Raw genomic sequence first — 18,376 nt, 5'->3', positions numbered from 1 at the left:
CGTGGCCCCTCCTGTTCAGGGAGGCTTCCGTGGAGCACGACCCGTGTGACGTCGTGGTGGTCGGCAACGGCATCATTGGCCTGTCCATCGCCTTCGAGCTGTCTCAGCGCGAGAACGGCCCGCGGGTGTCGGTCATCGGACCACCCGCCCGTGAAGGGGCCGCGTCCGTAGCGGCCGGGGCCATGCTCAACGCATTTGGCGAAGCGACCGTTTCGACGCTGGCCCACCCGGCGACCACTGCGAAATTCGCCATCACCAGGGCGGCCCTGGACGCGTGGCCCGCCTGGTTGGGCAAACTCTGCGACGCTGCACGGCAGACACGCAGGCCACGTTCGTTGCGGGAAGGCACCTTCATCATTCTCGGAGCCACAGCCGGAGATGAGACGATCCGCAATTTCCACGCTATCCGTTCCGCCCTGGCCGCGTATGAGGAGCCGTTCGAGGAAATCTCCCCCGAGGAGATCGAGGGCATCAGCCCCGAGGCGAACGCACGCCCCGTGCGTGCCCTGCACATCCCCCGGGAAGGGGCTATCGACGCACGAGAGGTCCTGGCTCTACTCGAAAAGGCCCTCGCCGCCAACGGCGTCCGCCTCGTCCCCAGCACAGTGGAACAGCTCATCACAGCTGATGGCCAGGTCCAAGGAGTCCGCCTGGCCGACGGTGAAGCAATGCCGGCGCATACCGTAGTGGTGGCGGCGGGCAGCCTCGCTCAGCGCTTCATCGAGCAGCTGCCCCGCGGGCTGATCCCTCCTATGCTGCACGGCACAGGGTTGGCAGTGCAGACCCAACGCACACACTTGCCCGGCTTCAGCCATGTGGTGCGCACGCCGAATCACGCCGGGGCGTGCGGAATCCATCTCGTGCCGCTCGCCAATGAAGGACACGAATACATCGGTGCCACGAACAACCTGTCCTTCCTACCGCCGGTCGGGCCCGGGGTCGGCGTGTCCTCCAACCTGCTGCGAAACGCCTGCGAGCAGCTCGACCAACGGCTGGCCTACTCCCGCATCCACCGCTGGCTGGTCGGCCGACGCCCCGTCACCCTCGACGGTCTGCCCCTGATGGGCAGGGTCGCCGCGTGCGCAGGACTGGTCTTCGCGTCCGGGACCTACCGCGACGGGCTCCACAGCTCACCCGTTATCGCCCAGCACATCGCCGATGTCGTCCTCGACAGTGCTGTCACTCACCCGCACTTTGACCACTTCGCCCCGGAACGGCCCCCCATCGAAACCACGACCATGGCCGGCGCCATCGAAAACTTCGTCGCATACGAACGCGATTCAGCGATCCAGGTCGGCATCCATCTGCCCTACTGCGTCGATCCCGAAGTCCTCACTCAGCACCAACGGCAAACGGCCAAAAGCCTCTACGACCGTCTGGGCGAGCCCGTCGCCCTGCTCCCCGAAGTCCTGAACGCCCTGAACAACGCGACCGCAGGCGGCCTGGACCTGCTCATCCCATACTTCAGATCCGCACGTGAGCGCTACGGGACCGCGAAACCCGCTCTTGGTACCCGGCGTTACTGACCTTGAAAGCGTGATGTCGTCAGGGTGATCCGCTGGGCGGAGTGAGTCCGGTCCCGGCGAGGCAGCCGTCGATCAGATCGCTGCGGTATTGGATATCGTGGAGGCCGCTGCGGATGCTGTGGATCAGGTGCTCGGGGTCGGTGAAGGCGGTGTTGGCCTGCGAGGTGCGTCGCAGCACCGACCAGATCCCCTCGACGGGGTTCAGGTCGGGTGCGTAGGAGGGGAGTTGGTAGACGGTCAGCCAGTCCCGGGCGGCGATATAGGTGCGCATCCCGGCGGCCAGGTGGGTGTTGAGGTTGTCCCAGACCAGGACGATCGGGCCGCCGAGCTGGGCATGTGCGGCCTGCAACAGGTCGCGGTAGTCGGTCCAGGCGAAGCTCTTGCGGCCGTCGCGGTTGCCGTCATCCATGCGGCGCCGGTAGATCAGCCGGGACCGGTGTTCGGGCTTGTAGCAGGCCAGAGCGGCGATCGACAGACGCCGCCTCGAGCGGCCCCGGACGCGGATGACCGGGGTGCGGCCGCGGCGGGCCCAGGTGTGCTTGGTCGGCGGCGTCATCGCAAAGCCGGCTTCGTCTTCGAACACGAGCCAGGCCCCGAGCGCCGCCGCGGCGCTTCCACCTGCGGCCACGTGTCCTTCACCCAGCCCGCCACCGCTGCCTCGTCGCGCTCGACGGCACGGCGCGCGGGCACCTGGGCCGACCAGCCGTGCCGCTTGAGTAGCGCGGCCACCCCCTGCACCGTGTACGTCTTATGGAACCGACGGCCGATCAGGGTCTTGATCCGCGCCAGGGTCCAGGTCTGATCCGGCCAGCCATGCGCGACTGGCCCCTTGTCCAACTCCCGCTCCAGCACCGCGAACAGCTCATCGCTCAACAACGGATACGAGGCCGGACCCTTCGTGGCCAGTGCCCGCTCCCCGCCTTGACTCCAGGCCAGGCGCCACCGCTGCACCGAACGCAGATGCACCCGCAGCTGGCGGGCGATGGCCGCGTTGTCGTCGCCACGAACGAAGCCTGCCGCGGCCTCCAGCCGCAACCGTTCACGAAACGCCCGCCGCTCCGCGGTCAGGCCCCCACCCTGCGCATACCTCATGACACCGGCATACCGCGACGATCAACAACCGTCAGCCCTCACGACACCACCATTTGAAGGTCAGTAAGGGTCTCACCGTGTGTGGTCGCCGGGGGCGTATCGGCTCCAGGTTCCTCCGGCTTCGGTGACGGGAGTGTCTAATAAACGGCGGATCCCGGGGTATGGCGTCGTACGGTCCGGTGCTCGTCCAGGCGGCGCACCGTACGACGTGTCATAAGAAGTTGCCCTGGGGGAAGGTACTGAGCCGGCCGGCGAGTTCGGTGCGGGAGCGAACGGAGAGTTTGGCGAAGATCCGGCTGAGGTGGTACTCTACCGTCTTGGGCGACAGGAACAACGCGGCGGCCACTTCAGGAGTGGTGTGGCCTTTGCTGACTAGGACTGCCACCTGGGTCTCGCGCTCGGTGAGCGGGGCCGTGGCACGACCGTGGCGGGCGGGGGTTCTGGCTCCGGCTGCTCGAAGCTCCTCCTCGGCGGCGGTGGTCCACGGGTCGGCCCGGAGCCGCTCGAACACCTGCCGGGCGGCGAGGAGCGGGCGACGGGCGGCACCGCGCCGGCGTGTCCTGAGCAACAGTCGCCCGTACGCGAGATCGGTGCGCGCCTTGGCGAAGGGGTCCGGCAAGCGCTCGTGGTGCGCTGTCGCCCTTCGCAGCGTATCCTCCTCGGCCCGCACCAACCCCTGGCATCGTTCACTGACCGCCTGTCCCCACACGGAGGGCGCTTGCCGTACCTGCCGCAGCAGTTCGGCCGAAGCCGCCTGCGCGGCGGAGGGGTCACCGGCAGCGAGCGCCGCTTCCACGAGGTCGGGCTGGTGCTGCAGCACCGTGGGTTCCGCCAACCCTGATCGCAGCACGCGCTGCTGCAGATCGGTCAGGCGTGCGGCGGCCTCAGCTGCTTTACCGGTACTCAGTTCGAGCAGGCCGAGTGCGGCTTCGATATAAGGGCTGACGAGTTCTGCGCCCGTGCCGTCGAGGAGCACGCGAAATCGGTGGGCGTGCTCGACGCACTGCGCGGATTGTCCTCGGGCGGCCTCGATCCGGGCCAGTACGGAAAGGGCGTAGGCCTGGAGTACGGGCTGCTCGGTCTCCTCGGCGAGCATGCCTCCCTCACTCGCCAGGGCGCAGGCCTCGTCCCAGTAACCGGTACGCATCTGCGTTTCGGCCAGAACGGTCAGAAACGGGGCGAGCCGCTCGCAAGCGCCGAACTTGCGTGCGCGCCGAACCGCCCGCTCCAGCAGGGTTCGCGCCGCCTGAAACCGCTCGAGCCACATGAGGTCCATGGAGGAGAAGCTCGTCACCTCGATGCCGATGGAGAGCGGATCCATCCCGGTGAGGAATCCCTCGCAGGAACGGAGCACGGCGGCGGCGTCGCCGCGCTCGCCGGCGAGCATCATTGTATGGGCCCGCAGGACGACCGCGGAGTGGCCGAGGTCGCCGTTCCGGTGGTGACCGGCCGCGGCGCACGCCCGGTCCGCCGTCGCACGGGCCTGGAGGACGGCGCCGCCCATACACGCGGCTCCGGTGGCGGCCACCAGCAGAGGCACGGCCGCGGCCGGGTCCAGCCCCTCCGCCGAGTCCGCCAGTTCGTCGTGCACCTCCCGCGGTTGGCGGCGCAGGAGCAGGACCTGACTGCGCAGTCCCAACGCGCCGTTGAACACGGCGACATCATCCGTGGCGTCCGACGCCGCCCCGGCCAGTCTCAACGCCTCGTCCCCTCGGCCGGCGAGCTGGGCCACCTCGGCGGCGGCCAGGAGGCAGCGCCCCTGAGCGGTCGGCGAGGACGTGAGTTCAGCGGCACGCGCGTAGGCGCGGAGCGCGGCCGGTAGGGCGCCACGGGAGCGGGCGCGGGCGGCGGTCTCCGTCAGAGCGGTCGCCGCCGCCGCGTCGGGGCCGTCCGCTGCGGCGGCGAGATGCCAGCTGCGCTGGTCACGGTCGACCGGGCCGTCGCGTTCGGAGAGCGCGCCGGCCAGGACGCGGTGCGCTTCGCGCCGCAGCTGCGGAGTCGCCCTGTGGTAGGCGGCCGCCCGCAACAGTGGATGCGCGAACCGGACGGCGTTCCCGGCCAAGCTGATCATCCCCGCGGATTCGAGTGTCCGCAGGATCGCGGCGTCGAGGGCGAGGGCGTCGAGTGCTCGGATGAGAACGTCGGCCTCCTCGGTGAAGGCGGCCGCCGCGACGGTCACCGCCCGGCGACCCGGTTCGGGCAGCGCCGCCAGTCGGGAGGCGTAGGCGGCAGTGAGTCGCGGGCCCACCGGCAGGGGGCTCTCCGGTTCCTGTGTGACCCATCGGGAAGCACGCAGAGTCGGCGCCGCCTCCAGCAGGGCGAGTGGGTTGCCGGCGGTCTCCCGGTACAGCTTCCCGATCGTGTCGGGGTCGACGGCCGCGTGAACGGACCGCTTCACCAGCGCGGCCGCGTCAGCGGGCGTCAGACCGGTGAGTCTCAGCGTCGGAAGGTTCGCGTTCGCCTCGGTGAAGGCGCACCGCTCGGCGTCCCGTGCGGTGACCAGCACGGCAATGCCCTCGGCCTGCATACGCCGGAAGGCGAAGAGCAGCGCCTGGGCGCTCGTCTCGTCCATCCAGTGCGCGTCGTCCACCGTGACCAGCACGGGTGCCGCCGCCGCGGCATCGGTGAGCAGCGTCACCACGGCGGCTCCCAGGGTCAGCCGGTCCGGCGCCTCCCCGTCCTCCAGTGACAGGGCGACACGCAGAGCGCGCGCCTGAACCTCCGGCAGGCCACCCACCAGACCCTGTACGGGGCGGATGAGTTCACTGAGGCCGGCGAAGGCGAGTTCCGCCTCCATCTCGATTCCCGTCGCCCTGAGAACCCGCATTCCCACAGTCACGGCCTCGGTTACCGCCTCTTCCAGGAGCGCGGTTTTGCCGATCCCGGGTTCGCCGCGCAGCACGAGGAGCCCGCTGCGGCCTTGCCGCGCGTCGGAGAGGAGCAGCAGTAACCGGTCTTTCTCCTCGCCACGTGACAGCAGCCCGTGCTGTTCACGGCCAGGCGTCATGGCAACCCCCTGGAAAGCGACGGCCGACGGTGCTGACGCGCGAGCACCTGTCTCCATTGTGGGCGCTCGACGGCGGCTGCGGCGGAGACTAGGGAATTTACCGATATCCCTCGGTCGGCTCATCGCGCCAGAGTTGTCCTTCTCCAGCCCGCCCGGGCCGGAAAAAGAGAAGGGGATCGCGATGAGCAACCTGTACACGGGGCAGATGGCCCCGCCCCCGCCGCCCGTGCCGACGGTCACCGGCCAGCTGATCAACGACGTCCGTCCATTCGGGGATGCCAGCGGAACCGTCGCGGCGGCCACCCAGCTGGCGTGGCTCGTGGGCCGGGGCGTCTGGCGAGCGATCGGCAAGTGACAGGGGCGCCGTCCTGCGGTGGGCCTGAGGACACCGGCCTGGGATACCCCGCCCCGGGCCGGTGCCCACCGTTCATGACGCCCGCCCCGGCAGCCACCGTCCGCTGCCCGGGAACGACCGAGGAGGCACCATGTTGTCCGACAATCCGATCGCAGGGCCGGAAGCAGACCGATACGGTTTCGGCACCCACGCCAAAATCCTCTGCGACGCGATATCCGCTGCCGACGACCTGCCACTCACCATCGGCGTCTTCGGCCCCTGGGGGATGGGAAAGTCGAGTTTCATGAAGGTGTGCGAGGGATTGCTCAAGGCACACGACGTCAGGACGGTCTGGTTCAACCCGTGGAAGTACGACCAGAAGGACGAGATCTGGCACGCCCTCATCCAGACCGTGCTGGCTGAGATCGCCCACGACCTCGAGAAGCGACGGCAGTCCGGCGAGGAGACGCTGCGGGACCGGCTGACGCCGGCCCTGGACACCGTCAGGAAACTCAGTCGGGCGGCGGCCTGGCTGCTCGCCCGCCGAGCCGCCGGCCCTCTCACGGCAGGACTGCTGGCCCCCGAGGATATCGATGCCGTGCAGACCGCTCTCACCGCACCCGGAATGGACACATACCTGCACGTCAACCGCTTCGAGCAGGACTTCAGGGACGTCGTCGACACGTACACCGACGGTGGCCAACTCGTCCTGTTCATCGACGACCTGGACCGCTGCACGCCGGAAGCCGCGATCACCGTGCTCGACTCCCTGAAGCTCTTCCTGGGAGACGGGTCCTGTGTCTTCGTCCTGGCCATGGACTACCAGATCGTCGCCGAGGCGGCCGCCAAACGTTTCGACAACGAACACACGGACGGCGTACGCGGGCGACAGTATCTGGAGAAGCTGATCCACTTCCCGTTCCATCTGCCCGGAGTGCCCTTCGAAGCCCTGCACCGGAATCTGCACGACCGGGTCACCGCGCTCGCGTTGACGGGGTCGCGGGAGCTGTGGGAGCTCATCGAGGTCGCTTTCGCGGCCAACCCGCGACGGGTGCGCCGCTTCGTCAACGGCCTGAACCACGCGGCCCTGACCCTGCACCAGCACAGCGACGCCCCGGGGCACGAACGGCTGCTGCACGCGGGCACGCTGCTTGCCTTCCAGATCAAGCACCCGGACTTCTTCACCGCCCTGCAGAACGATCCGGGCGTCTGGGCGCGGTTCGACGAGGCCGAGTTCGCCAAGTCCGAACTCGGCGGCGGGGACGCGGAGCTCGCCAGGAACAACCCCGGTGCACGGCGGCTGATCGCCGCCGTGTCCTCGCGGCGCACGGGCGCCGATTTCCCCCCGCCGCCGACGCCCGCCGTGATCAGGCTTCTGACCGAAGTGCTGACGGTGAGCGGCGGAGCGGCCCCTGACGAGGTGATGACGCGTGGAGAGTGATATGGAACCCGACGTACGGTACGCCGTCGGCCTGGACATCGGTGACGGGGAGAGCTCCCTGTGCTGGCTGGAGACCCGTGGTCGTGGTGAAGCACGCGTGTACAACAGGGGGACCAAGGGCGCCGCGATCCTGACGGCCCTGGGCCGCGAACGCCTGGATCAGGGGGATTACCGGCACCTCATCGGTGAGGCGGCCGTACTGACGCGGAACGTCCTGCACTTCAGCGTCAACTTCAAGAACCGCCCCGACCCGGACACCCTGAATCCCCCCGACGCCGTGCGGTTCGCCCGGATCCTCCTCACCGAGTTCTTCTCCGAGCACCCGGAGGTCCGGAGGGACTGCATGGTGTACGTGGGCCATCCCACGGGCTGGGACGCCGTGTCCGTGGCGGCGTACCGCCGGCATCTCTCGTCGACGAATCTGCCCGTACGTCTCGTAGCCGAGTCTCAGTCCGCCCTGGTCCACGTCCGGGACCGAAGGATCGAACGCGACACACGCGGTCTCGACCGGGTACTGGTCGTCGACATCGGATCGTCCACGACCGACTTCACGTTCGTCGAAGACCTGATCCCGCGCAATCTTCCGCTAGGCTCCGACCTGGGCTGCCGAGTGATCGACGACAGGCTGGCCGGGATGGTGCGGCAGGCGTTCGCGGGAGACAAGGCGTTCACGGAGGCTCTCGATCAGGACGGCGCGGAGGAGACGTTGCGCCTGCTGTGTCGCTGGGCCAAGGAGGCGCAGTTCACGAGGGACGATGTGCGCCTCCAGGATCTCCAGGCCGGGTGCGACACCCGCTTCGTCCCCTTCATGAACCCGTCCTTCGGCTGGCTCAGAGGAGTGGACATCCCGCTGCGTGTGGTCCGTGCCCCTGGTGGCTGGGCGGAGCGCTTCTCGAACGTCCTGACAGGGGTGCGCGACGCGCTCGGCTCGGCGGAACCCGAGCTGGTCGTGCTCACCGGCGGCGGTTCGCGCATGCCCGTGGTACGCGAACTGTGCCTGAAAGCGTTCCCGAACGCGTCCGTCGAGCATGACGAGGCACCGTCCCTCGCCGTGACCCGGGGACTTGCCAGCGTCGGACGTCACCGCGTCAACGTGGCCCGGTTCCGGCACGACATCCTGGCGCTCAAGGACCGGCCGGAGTTCGAGGACAGGATTCGTACGGGCCTGCTCGACGCGTTCGACCAGGCCAGGAGCATCCTGCTGACCCGCCTGCTGGAAAAAGCCGAGGCGGGGCCCGTCGACGAACAGGACGAACAGGACATCGACGCGCTCATCCACCGGCTGACCGGGATGGACGAGGTCCTGGCCCGCCTGCAGATACGGCTCAACGCCGAGCTGACCCCCATGGCCCTGGGCATCTGCCGCTCGTACGACATCCGGGACGACCAGTTCGCCCTGGACATCGTCCTGCCCGGGGTCATCGGCACCGCCATCGGCGCACGGATCCGCCCCAAGTGGCGGACGCTGCGCGCCGCTCAGGGCGTGCTCGAAGCCTACGCGAGCCTGGGAAGCGTCGGCTTCTACGCGCTGCGGTTCGCGACGGCGGGCGCGAAGTGGTCCAGGAAGATCGGCGTCGCGGGAGCCGCGGTCGCCATCGGGCTGGGGCTCCCTCACGCCGCACTGACCGGCGCCCGCACGCTCATCCGCACGACGCTGGAGAAGGCGGAACTCGACCCCGCCGAGGTGACCGGCGTTGTCGCCCAGGTGGCCGACCGGATCACCGCGCAGATGGATCGCCGCGCCCAGGAGGTGGAGCGCTTCGTCTCCGCCACAGCCCTGCCCTGACCGGGCGGTCGCGGGTGGGCCGGCCCTCGCGGCAGCCGCCCGGCCGCAGCGGCCGCGCCTGCTGGTCGCCGCCCGTGCGGAGGGCTCGGCCGGATGAACCCGGCCGAGCCCCCGACGGCGCCACTCCCCCGGCGCACCCGGCTCAGACAACGGCGCCGACCGCACGGCCCTCCTGGTCGTCTGCGCCGACTTCCAGTCCGCGGCCCGTGGCGACCGCCCTGGCCCGACGCCCGCGCTGCGGGCACCGGCCCGCTGATCGCGATGAGCAAGCGAGCCCCGGTCAGCACCGCCGAGGCGGCTGCGCACAGCAACGCGAGGGCCGGATACCGCAGTCCTCGCGCATCGCGGGGATTGGCGACCAGAATCAGGAAACGCCGCAGGTCAGCGACATCGCTTGCGGTGAGGGGATCAGTCGGGGAGCCCAGTTGCCCCAGTGCGGAAGGGATGGGCGATGGTGTTTGGGCAGGCACGGTCTCGCTCGGTTCTCATGGGTCTCGACAACCACATGGTCACCAGCACCGTGCCTGCCCCGCTCTCCGGAGTCCCCTGACGCACAACGGACATGACATTACGTCACTCACGAGACCGGCGAACCGGACCAATCCCAATCACGCAATGCCCCTGGTACCGCGCCCACCTCATCGACAGATGCCTCGCCGGAACCGGACTATTCCTCACCCCAACGACTTCACGAGTTCAAGCTCGGTAGTGGGTGTCTGAGAAGCCCGATTCAGGGCGGGCGAGTTGGTAGTTCCTGCGCTGGTGGAGGCCGGGATGACCAGCGGACGACTTGCGTATCCGACGGATCTGACCGACGCGGAGTGGGCGGTGCTGGCGCCACTTGTGCCGCCGCCGAAACCGGGTGGACGGCCACCGAAGCACGAACGCCGGGAGATCATCGACGCCCTCGCGTACTGGGCGCGGGCCGACTGTGCCTGGAGGCTGCTGCCGCACGACTTCCCCCCTACCAGACCGTCTACCACTACTGCCGGAAGTGGCGTATCGAGGACCGCTGGGAGGGGGTTCTCGATGCCCTGCGGGCACGGGAACGCACTGGCCAGGGACGTGATCCGACGCCGAGTGCCGGTGTGGTGGACAGCCAGAGCGTCAAGGCCACCGAGCGCGGCGGCTGGCACGGTTACGACGGCGGCAAGAAGGTACTGGGCATCAAGCGACACCTCCTGGTCGACACCCTCGTCCTGGCGGTCTGCGTCAGCCCTGCCAACGTCAGCGACCGGGACTGGCCCGGTGCGCCCACAAGTTCCCACGCCTGCAGCATCTATGGGCTGACTAGGGCTATCGCGGCCGAGAGTTCCTGGCCTGGGTTCGCGAGGAGACCGGCATCACTGTCCAGGTTGTACAACGCAAGGACGGCGGCTTCCGCGGCACCTGGGCCAAGGCCGACGCCCCGCCACGCGAGGTGCCACGGCGCTGGGTGATCGAGCGGAGTTTCGCCTGGCTCGGCCGCTACCGGCAACTCTCGAAGGACTACGAGTACTTGGCCGCGAGCCAGGAGAACGCGATCTACTTCGCCACGATCATGCTCTTGCTGCAGCGCTCCGCAAGAACCCTGCCCTGAAAGGGGCTTCTCAGACACCCACTAGCTACGAGGCCGGAGGCAACTTGCGCCTTCGGTGATGTCACACCTCCTGGTCCTGGCCGGGGCCTCGCTGGCGGTGCAAGGGGATCACGCTGCCGCCGCTGCGAGCGAGGTCCTCCCTCAGGAGAGTGTTGTCGTGATGAAGGGCCGCGATGGCCGTGGCAGCAGCCTCCAGACGGCGCTGAAGGGCGGTGCATTCACGGGTCTTGCCAGCGAGTTTGCGCTTGAGTTCGCTGATCTCTTCGTCCCGGCGGGCCTCGCCCCGCGTCGCGGTGCCGTGTTTGGCAACATGAGCGTCCCACTCAGCGAGGATGGTGTGCGCCCGGTTCATGGTGGCCCGACTGATCCCGGCTTCGCGCCAGAGGTTCTGCTTTGTCAGGCGTCCGTCCGCTGGGGCTTGCCGGCGAACAGCCTCTGCATGGCGGACCGTAACGCCTTGGCGGTCTCCTCGGTGACGCCGTCAGGGGTGAGTGTGCGCTCTGCCGGGCCAGTCATGCCTTCTCCTCAGGGACCTGGGCCAAGATGGCATCGACCCGTTCGATCTCGCGGCGGATCAGGTCCTTGCGCGGTGCGGGCAGTCGCCGCGTTTCCAGCGGTTTCAGCTGTGTTCTCCGGTGGGCGTCGTGGATCGCAACGTGTTCGACTCCGATCATGCTGTTACGGCAGCGGTCGGGTCGGCAGCGGTATTCGAGCGGTCCGTTGTGCCCCTTGGGAACTGTGGCGTTCTCCAGACAGACCGCGCCGACTGGGTTGGCTTGATCGAACAGACAGTTGTTGAGCATGCCGAACCGGATGGTGATGCGGAGCTTACGCAACAAGTCTTCCTCCATCCTCGAGTCGCCGTTCTTGGCTTGGACGGTGGCGGTGACCTCGTCGAAAGCGTCCTTGACCCGTTCCGCTCCGGGCCCATAGCCGATCGGTTCACCATCCTTGTGCGAGCCGTAGAGCTCTTTGAAACGCCGGAAGCGCACGGCGTCCAGAGCGGTCTCTAGCAACTCTGCCCACCTGGTGTCCGCGGCGGCGTAAGCCTGCGTCGAGCGGTTCGCTAGAGCTCGAGCCGCCACGTGCTTGAGCTGTAACCCGAGTGCGATCTCGGATCCAGGGAACTGGTCGGTGAGCATCGCCATCGCGTGGCGGAACATGTGAGGTCGGGCCCTGCCTGCTGGGATCTCAGCCAACCCGGTCCAGGCCCGGTCGTCGTTCACGGTCTCGATGAAAGAGTCGATCATCTGGCTTGAGTGCACAGTCTCGGTGCTCCTGGGCCGTTTCAGCGGCGCGAATACCCGTTCATGGCGGACCGAGAGGGCTTCAGCTACGGCAATGGCCTCGGCGACCGGCTCCGTAATCCACCAGTGCTTGCCCGGGCGACCGGAGCGCCCCTTGACCAAGGTCGAAGCAATCGCGGGAGCGTTGTAGTGCTGGACCACCGCACCGCGGCGGATCTCGTGGATCTCACTGTCCCGCATCATCGACAAAGCCACGACCAAACAGAACGAGGCATCCCGTAGCTTGAACAGCATTCGCGTCAGAGCCCAAGGGTCCAGCCCGGGGTGCCACGGGCCCCTGCTGCCGTCCGGCCGATCCACCTGGATCAGGTTATCAATGAGGCCGGTCGTCGTGCGGTGGCCGGCCTCGAGTGCTGCCAGGACTCTCTCGCGGCGTCGCCGCCCCACGGCAGACCCGTCGCTGAAGGCGCCCCCTTTTGAGGACCGAGGCGGATGAACAGGGACAGCAGATTCCAATTGACGCCCTCGTGTCGTGTGCCCCTTTACGCCCCTGCATGGGCAGCGGGAGCGTGCAGAGGGATACGGCTCTCCGGCTCGGCGAGATAGACATCCAGCTGTTCATCGATCTCTCCGGGTTCGAGTCCCGACGGCCGTAGGCAGCCGCGGAGTTCCTGGTAGCGGGCTAGAGCACGCAGGACGTCCGGGGCGAAAGAGTGCACGTAGATCCAGGCAGCCCTGACCAGCGGGAACCAGATCTCCGGGGGGACGGCAGGTGTGGAAAGCTCATCGGTGGCCACGTACTTGGCTGCCTTGCGGGCACTCATTCCCTTCCACGGATCGACGAGTGGGCCACCCATGCTGAGGGCCGGGCCGACCTCGTGGAGACGCTTGAGGAAGTTCACATAGTTCATCAATGTGCCTGGTTTGCTACCCTTGTCCCGTAGGTGATTGATGAACCGCCTCAGCTCTACATCCCCCCAAGCCCCCAACTGCGGAGGCAGCCCGTTCTTCTCCGCCCACCGGACCACGTTGCGCAGGGCCGAGACAGCACGGATTCCAGTCTTCAAATCGAAGGGTTCGGGCGCGAGATGGACACCGGCGTCGATCGGGGCCTCGTACCGCGGGTTGGCCATGATCATGGCGATCTCACGTGCAGTCAGGTTCCACTCTGGGCGCGTGAGCCCCGAGGAGAAAAAGATCTTCCATTCTCCTTCGGTGAGGTTAGCGTTGCGGCGTACGACGCCGTTGAAGTCCCATACGTCGATCTGGCCAAACAGCGGGACCGTGGCGCACTGCAGTAGTGAGTGGCCCTGGATGACTGGCTCGTCTTCCCTGAAGAGCGACGTCGGCAGCGGGCTGGCGATAGGGGTAGTCATCCGTCGAACTCCACGTGTGCGGAAAGGGGCAGGTCCAGGGCGATGCCGCCATCGTCGATGTGCTTCCGGGCCAGGCGAATCCCTTCGTCTGATCGGTCCGTGATGACGGCCTGGAGGTTCGTATAGGACTGGCCCCAGATCGCGGTGAACCGCGGTGGGGAGAGCCGGTTCCGCATCCGCTCAAGATGATCGGAGAAGAGCAGGAGCTGGGGCAGCTGGCTGGGCAGAACCCAGGCATTGCGGCACTCCAGGCAGCGCAGGGGGGCCACCGCGCACAACTCTCCGGTCGGGCTGTAGGGCGAGTCGTAGGGGTTCTTGCAGTGGGTGACCCCCATATCCAGTTCGCCCTGGATCAGGTCAGCTGCTTCCTGTTTGCTCAGGCCGATTTCCTGTAGCTGTGTCGAGTCCTCGCTGACGGCCGACTGCGTGACGACGGTCGGGCCTTCGACGGCTTGCTTGAGCCAGTGCTCCTGGGCAGAGTTGATGACCTCTCCGGAGATCACCCGCAGTGTCGTGCCCTGGGCATAGTGGCTCTTGAACGTCTGTTCGTGGTGGTCGTTAGCCGCCTCGCTGATGTGACCGCCGGAGGTAACGACCCGCTCCACTTTGGTCGACTTGCGCAGCCGTCTGATGTCGGTCTTGCCCTCGACGGTGACCCCGTGTGCCTTCAGCCAGGTGCTGAAGCGGACGAGTGGAGCTTCCGGGTTCCACTCACAGAACTTCAGCTCCCGGTCCACGTCGACCACCGCGCGAACGAAGAGCTTTCGGTCCGGTTCATGTGCCAGTTCCCGGGTCCGCTCGGTCACCTGCATCAGACGGCGGGCGATCGCACCGGGCTCACGGCGGGGCTGGTCCTTGAACGTCTTGGTCTCGATCACGTCGGCCAGCTCGAGCGACACGTCTTTGAAAGCGCGGTAGTAGCGGCGCTTCGCGCGCTTGCGCACCAGCGTCAGCCGTACCCCACCGGGGGTGAATTCAACTCCTTCCTCGGTGAGTTGGCTGACCTCCTCGGGCGGGTGGCCGGTGGCATCAACGAGCAGAACGCGGAAGGCATGCAGGTCCATGGTGGTCGGCCAGAGCTGAGCGACCAGCCATCGGGTCAGGACCGTCCTTGCCGTGTGGGGCATGGTGCCGTCTGGCCTACGGATGCACTTGCGCAGTTGCTCCGGCCAGAACCGTGGCGGCGGAAGAACTTCGCTAATGCGGGCCGGTGTGATCTCACCGTGGGCCAGCCCCCAAAGAAGATCGTCGATGCCCGTCCAGGAGCCCTGCTGCGGGTGCTGGCCACGCCCAGCCCGCTCCCACCCGGCCGCTAGCCGCTTCTCCAGCGCGACCACGGCCGTCCAGGCCGTGCGGACCATGGCCTGTTTCTCTTCCCAGCTGAACTCGTCGAGCTCCTCGTATTCTCCTGCAGGGACCCCGCTGCCAGCCTTGGCGAGCGCGGTCACCCGGGCTGCCACCGTCCGCTCCGGATGCTCCGCCCGCCGCCTCACCAGCACCCGGATCGCCCCCGACAGGATCGCCGGACGCATCGACCCGGCCGGGAAACCGGACGGCAGGGTGCGCTCCCACGTCGCGACCGCCCGCGCAAGGTCCGGCTGGTCCCGGCCCAAGGACGCCCCGGACGCAGCCTGGCCCAGCTGCAAGTCTACTGACGCGCACAGGCTCGAAATCGCCTGCTGGTAGGACTGGACCGTCCCCGCCGTCAGCCCGGCGGCTTCGACGTACTCGACCCACTCGTCGGCGAGTTCGGCCGCCAGTTGCGAACATGCGTAGGCAGACGGGAGAACCCGGTTGGTCAGGTTGCGCTTGGTCGCGCTAGTAGTGCGGACCATACGCTCGCCGATCCTGTCGGCCACCGGCGCCGGATCGGGGCCAGCATCGGGAAAGTCGCGGCGGAATTCTCCTCGACGTGGCATCAGCTGGCCTCCTCCTTCGTCATGCCGAGCGCGCGGGAGGCCATCTGCGCGTAGGTTGCCTCGCTGCCCAGCTCTCCGACCCATCCCTTAAACGCGGCGTCGAAGTCGTTGAGCCGGTCGTCGGTGTATTGCAGGTATTCGTATGTGGTGGCCGGGTTGGAGTGCCCCAACCGGCGGCTGACGATCAGCAACGGGTTCAGCCGGATGTGACTGGTCAGGTAGGACCGGTGGCGTCGCCGGCGGGCGACGGCATCCGGCTCCTCACCGTCCATTTGGCGCTCGAGATAGGACAAGAGCTGCAGCGCGTAGGTGTGGCGGAGATCGTGCCAGCGCCACCTCTTGCGCGGCAGCATCGGTGTCGCCTCATCCGCCAAGGCCACCATGCGCCGCCATGCGGCGTGCCGGTAGCGCTTCCAGGAGTCCGCACCGGGCATCAGCCCACCCCGGCAGATGAACACCGTGAGTGCTTCAAGCCCAATGTCCGTCTCCTGCACTGCGATTCGCCGCTTTTCTGGCTCCATCGCAGACATGGTGAAGACCCGGTCCATGCCGTCGAGCCGCCCGTACAGCAGGTCCGCTTCATGGTCGACTCGGGAGACGAGGAACAGGTCACGGTGGCGTCGTTCCAGCAGCCGGGCCGAGAGCGCCGCCTGTTCGGGTCGTTCCAACAGCAGATACGGTTCCAGGCCGTTTCCATGTGCTTGGCCTGCAGGAGGTTGGGATCGTGACCGCCTTCGCGGGCGTCGGCTTCGAGGAAGGCGCTCAGGGAGACAATGCCGCGGCGGGCGTGGTCGAAGGTGGCGCCGGTCCGAGGGCACTTCGGTGACCGCAGGATCGCGGCGAGGTAGTCCCAGAGGACGTCGCGGAGCCAGCGCTGGGACACGCCGGTGAGGTCGTAGTGGCTGATCCGGCCGGGGAAACGGATCCCGAAGTGGTCGGTCTCGATGAAGCCAGCCTCACGGGTGGTCTCCGGGGTGAAGTAGATCAGCCGGAGCTCGTTGAGGGTCTCCCGCGCGATCATCTGCGTGAAGTGCGTGCATTGGTTGACGTCCATGTCGGCCAGCGAGCCGAGGTCCCGGTCCCGGCAGAAGTTGACCAGGTCTTGAACCCAGGGCAGCGGCCAGCGGGCCCGATCACCCTCGGTGTGCTTGAACAGGCCCCACTGAATTTCGGCCTTCATCAGCGGCCGAAGCCCGCGTAGGTTCAACTGTCCGTGCAGGGTCTCCGAGCGGGCCGTGCGAGACCACTGGTCGAACTGCCGCCGGTCCGCGTAGGTGACGGGCACCGGCTTGCCGTAGACCTCGTAGTAGCGCGCCCACTTCTCGGGCAGAACGGCACCTCCGGGTCGGCCTTCGCGCTGGTAGAACAGCTCGTGCCAGCGGCACAGCTTCAGTGGGCTTGCCGCCAGGCCGCTGCAGCTGGCGACCGGGCAGGAACCGTAGCCATCGAACGGTGACTGCTCCAGTACCCACGATTCGAAGTCCACCGGCGGTTTGTCCGGGCGGTTGCGGTTGTGCCATCGGCTCGCGTGACGGCGGCAGAGCTGCCGGTCCTTGCTTGTCGCCGGGCAGCCGGGGCAGATCAGGCAGGAAACCTGGACCACCCAGCGTGCTGCCTTCGCGTCGCGGCTTCCAGGAACTCGGCCTGGTTGCCGCCGGAGGCGCGAGCTTCCGCCCATTCCCGGTCCTGCTGGAAACACAGCTCGACGTGATGCTGACCTGGACGTTCGCAGCCGCCGACCCGGCACTGCCACCGATAGACCGGGTGGTCGGGCGGGACGACGAGGAGGTCGCCGCGGAACATCGGGTCGAAGCGCGGTCCGTTGACCAAAGCCGTCAGGAGTTCGAGCCGGTCGCTGGTGACGCGGGCCGGATGGTCAAGGAAGAACGGAAATACGGGGTCGGGGCGGCTCATGACAGCCCCCAGACCTTGTCGAGCGCGGCCACAAAGTGTCGGTCGTGGAGGTCGACGTGGGCGTAGATCTCGTCCAGGACCTGTGTCGATGCCCAGCCGCCGGCGTCGCGGGCAACGACCAGGTTGCCGTCCGACGCGTCGAGCACGGACGTCGCGAACGAGTGACGAAATGCATGGGGTTTGATCTTCCCGAGCCCGGCGCGGACTGAAGCCCGGCCGAGCATTCGGCGGGCGCCTGCCGTCGCCTAAGGCTGCCCCGTCCGTGGTCCGTGGAGCTGGACCATCAGCATGTCGTGAGCCGGATCCCGCGGATACTCGCTGGTCATGTAGTCGAAGTAGGAGTGGACCATCTGGGGGCTGACGCGCTTGATCAGGCCGCCGGTGATCACGCCGTCCTCCAACGACCAGGGGTACTTGGTCTTCGCGGCCGCCTGATTGGAGTTCCCGATCCGGTGGCAGATGTGAACATGCGGAGCCCGGCACTCACCGCAGCGAGCACCCTCGCGAAGGTGCAGGTCAGGGAGGTGCAGCCCACAGAGCTCGCCGATGCGGAAGCCGCCGTCGCTCAGCCAGTCGACGGTCAGCCGGTCGCGGGCCGCGTTGACGACGCTGATCAGCCCTTCCCGGGCGCCCTCGGGCAACATCTTCGGGTGCCGCCGGCGAGGGCGTTTCGGCGCCAGCGGGTTGGACGGCATCGTCTGGATTACGTGCCCCAGCAAGGCCCTGTCCCGGTCGACCCGCGTCGGCAGCCGGGACACGTTCAAGGCCATGCCGAGCGCGGTGTTGACACCCAGCGACGCCCGGTGCAGATAGAAGCCCTTCAAGCAGGCCGCGGCCACCGACAGGGCGTCCTTCCCATATGGCTTCTTGCCCAGCCGCCACGGTTCTCCGAGCGGCATCAGGACCTCGGCCCCGACAATGCCCATATACCGCTCAAGATCGCGCAAGGCCACGGTCTCCAGCGGCAAGCACTCACGCTCCAGCCACCGCAGATGATCGACCAGCACGTACGCGTACGTCCTCTGGGTACCCGACTCCTCGTACTTCCGCAGGAAGCCGTCCGCCTCCCGATGCTCTCTGCCCTCCGGCCACACGATCGTCCAGGACCGTCGATCACCGGCCCGCCGGATCTCCTGCACCCGGAGATCGCCTATC

At 67.7% G+C, this 18,376-nt stretch carries 15 protein-coding genes and 1 pseudogene; 5 read left to right on the top strand and 11 right to left on the bottom strand.

Annotated elements, in window-relative coordinates:
• The first annotated feature begins 29 nt into the window (after window positions 1–29).
• Entirely contained in the window at window positions 30–1,526 is a 1,497-nt protein-coding gene (locus CP975_RS00135) for an NAD(P)/FAD-dependent oxidoreductase (RefSeq protein WP_167532642.1), read from the top strand.
• A gap of 19 nt (window positions 1,527–1,545) precedes the next feature.
• Here CP975_RS00135 and CP975_RS36465 read toward each other — a convergent pair.
• Both CP975_RS36465 and CP975_RS00120 read right to left on the bottom strand, forming a co-directional pair.
• Window positions 1,546–2,618, bottom strand: a protein-coding gene (locus tag CP975_RS36465; RefSeq protein WP_425474216.1) for an IS630 family transposase whose coding sequence is annotated in 2 segments (ribosomal slippage) — window positions 1,546–2,169 and window positions 2,172–2,618 — 1,071 coding nt in all. Because the reading frame shifts where the segments join, the coding sequence is not laid out codon by codon here.
• 211 nt (window positions 2,619–2,829) lie between these two features.
• Window positions 2,830–5,625, bottom strand: a complete 2,796-nt coding sequence (locus CP975_RS00120; protein WP_055533890.1) for a helix-turn-helix transcriptional regulator — start codon at window positions 5,623–5,625, stop codon at window positions 2,830–2,832.
• A 181-nt stretch (window positions 5,626–5,806) separates the two neighbouring features.
• Between CP975_RS00120 and CP975_RS34865 the strand changes: the two genes are divergently transcribed.
• The 4 genes and pseudogenes from CP975_RS34865 to CP975_RS00095 all read left to right on the top strand — a co-directional run bounded on the left by CP975_RS34865 (window position 5,807) and on the right by CP975_RS00095 (window position 10,765).
• Window positions 5,807–5,980, top strand: a complete 174-nt coding sequence (locus CP975_RS34865) for a hypothetical protein (RefSeq protein WP_167532641.1) — start codon at window positions 5,807–5,809, stop codon at window positions 5,978–5,980.
• A 130-nt stretch (window positions 5,981–6,110) separates the two neighbouring features.
• Complete coding sequence (locus CP975_RS00115; RefSeq protein WP_055533892.1) at window positions 6,111–7,400, top strand: KAP family P-loop NTPase fold protein; 1,290 nt, start codon at window positions 6,111–6,113, stop codon at window positions 7,398–7,400.
• 1 nt (window position 7,401) lies between these two features.
• Window positions 7,402–9,186: an Hsp70 family protein gene (locus CP975_RS00110; RefSeq protein ID WP_055533894.1), complete on the top strand. Its 1,785-nt coding sequence runs from the start codon at window positions 7,402–7,404 to the stop codon at window positions 9,184–9,186.
• 774 nt (window positions 9,187–9,960) lie between these two features.
• Window positions 9,961–10,765: pseudogene (locus CP975_RS00095) on the top strand (IS5 family transposase).
• Window positions 10,766–10,826: 61 nt separating this feature from the next.
• On the opposite strand, the gene CP975_RS35545 reads toward CP975_RS00095, so the two are convergent.
• From CP975_RS35545 to CP975_RS35535, 9 genes are all read right to left on the bottom strand, one after another.
• Window positions 10,827–11,117: a hypothetical protein gene (locus CP975_RS35545; protein ID WP_246201347.1), complete on the bottom strand. Its 291-nt coding sequence runs from the start codon at window positions 11,115–11,117 to the stop codon at window positions 10,827–10,829.
• Between the two features lie 160 nt (window positions 11,118–11,277).
• Window positions 11,278–12,306 carry a hypothetical protein gene (locus CP975_RS35320; RefSeq protein WP_199783128.1) on the bottom strand — a complete coding sequence of 343 codons (1,029 nt, stop codon included), beginning with the start codon at window positions 12,304–12,306 and terminating at the stop codon, window positions 11,278–11,280.
• Window positions 12,307–12,554: 248 nt separating this feature from the next.
• Window positions 12,555–13,388 (bottom strand): hypothetical protein, encoded by an 834-nt coding sequence (locus CP975_RS35315; protein ID WP_199783129.1) that lies wholly within the window; start codon window positions 13,386–13,388, stop codon window positions 12,555–12,557.
• On the bottom strand, window positions 13,385–15,307 hold the full coding sequence (locus CP975_RS00080; RefSeq protein WP_070321267.1) for a hypothetical protein: 1,923 nt from the start codon (window positions 15,305–15,307) through the stop codon (window positions 13,385–13,387). The genes CP975_RS35315 and CP975_RS00080 overlap by 4 nt, the downstream gene beginning before the upstream one ends.
• Entirely contained in the window at window positions 15,307–15,741 is a 435-nt protein-coding gene (locus CP975_RS35310) for a site-specific integrase (RefSeq protein WP_199783130.1), read from the bottom strand. Before CP975_RS35310 ends, CP975_RS00080 begins: the two co-directional genes overlap by 1 nt.
• Window positions 15,741–16,793 carry a hypothetical protein gene (locus tag CP975_RS35305; protein ID WP_199783131.1) on the bottom strand — a complete coding sequence of 351 codons (1,053 nt, stop codon included), beginning with the start codon at window positions 16,791–16,793 and terminating at the stop codon, window positions 15,741–15,743. The genes CP975_RS35310 and CP975_RS35305 overlap by 1 nt, the downstream gene beginning before the upstream one ends.
• Window positions 16,794–16,888: 95 nt before the next feature.
• Window positions 16,889–17,221: a hypothetical protein gene (locus CP975_RS00070; RefSeq protein WP_055533899.1), complete on the bottom strand. Its 333-nt coding sequence runs from the start codon at window positions 17,219–17,221 to the stop codon at window positions 16,889–16,891.
• Complete coding sequence (locus tag CP975_RS35540; RefSeq protein ID WP_246201346.1) at window positions 17,218–17,445, bottom strand: tyrosine-type recombinase/integrase; 228 nt, start codon at window positions 17,443–17,445, stop codon at window positions 17,218–17,220. Before CP975_RS35540 ends, CP975_RS00070 begins: the two co-directional genes overlap by 4 nt.
• A 21-nt stretch (window positions 17,446–17,466) precedes the next feature.
• Window positions 17,467–18,228 (bottom strand): site-specific integrase, encoded by a 762-nt coding sequence (locus CP975_RS35535; protein WP_246201345.1) that lies wholly within the window; start codon window positions 18,226–18,228, stop codon window positions 17,467–17,469.
• Window positions 18,229–18,376: the final 148 nt, after the last annotated feature.

The sequence above is a fragment of the Streptomyces alboniger genome (assembly GCF_008704395.1).
GTDB classification, from domain to species: domain Bacteria; phylum Actinomycetota; class Actinomycetes; order Streptomycetales; family Streptomycetaceae; genus Streptomyces; species Streptomyces alboniger.
Note: the sequence above shows the minus strand (reverse complement) of the source record. Positions and strands in the feature narration are given on the sequence as shown.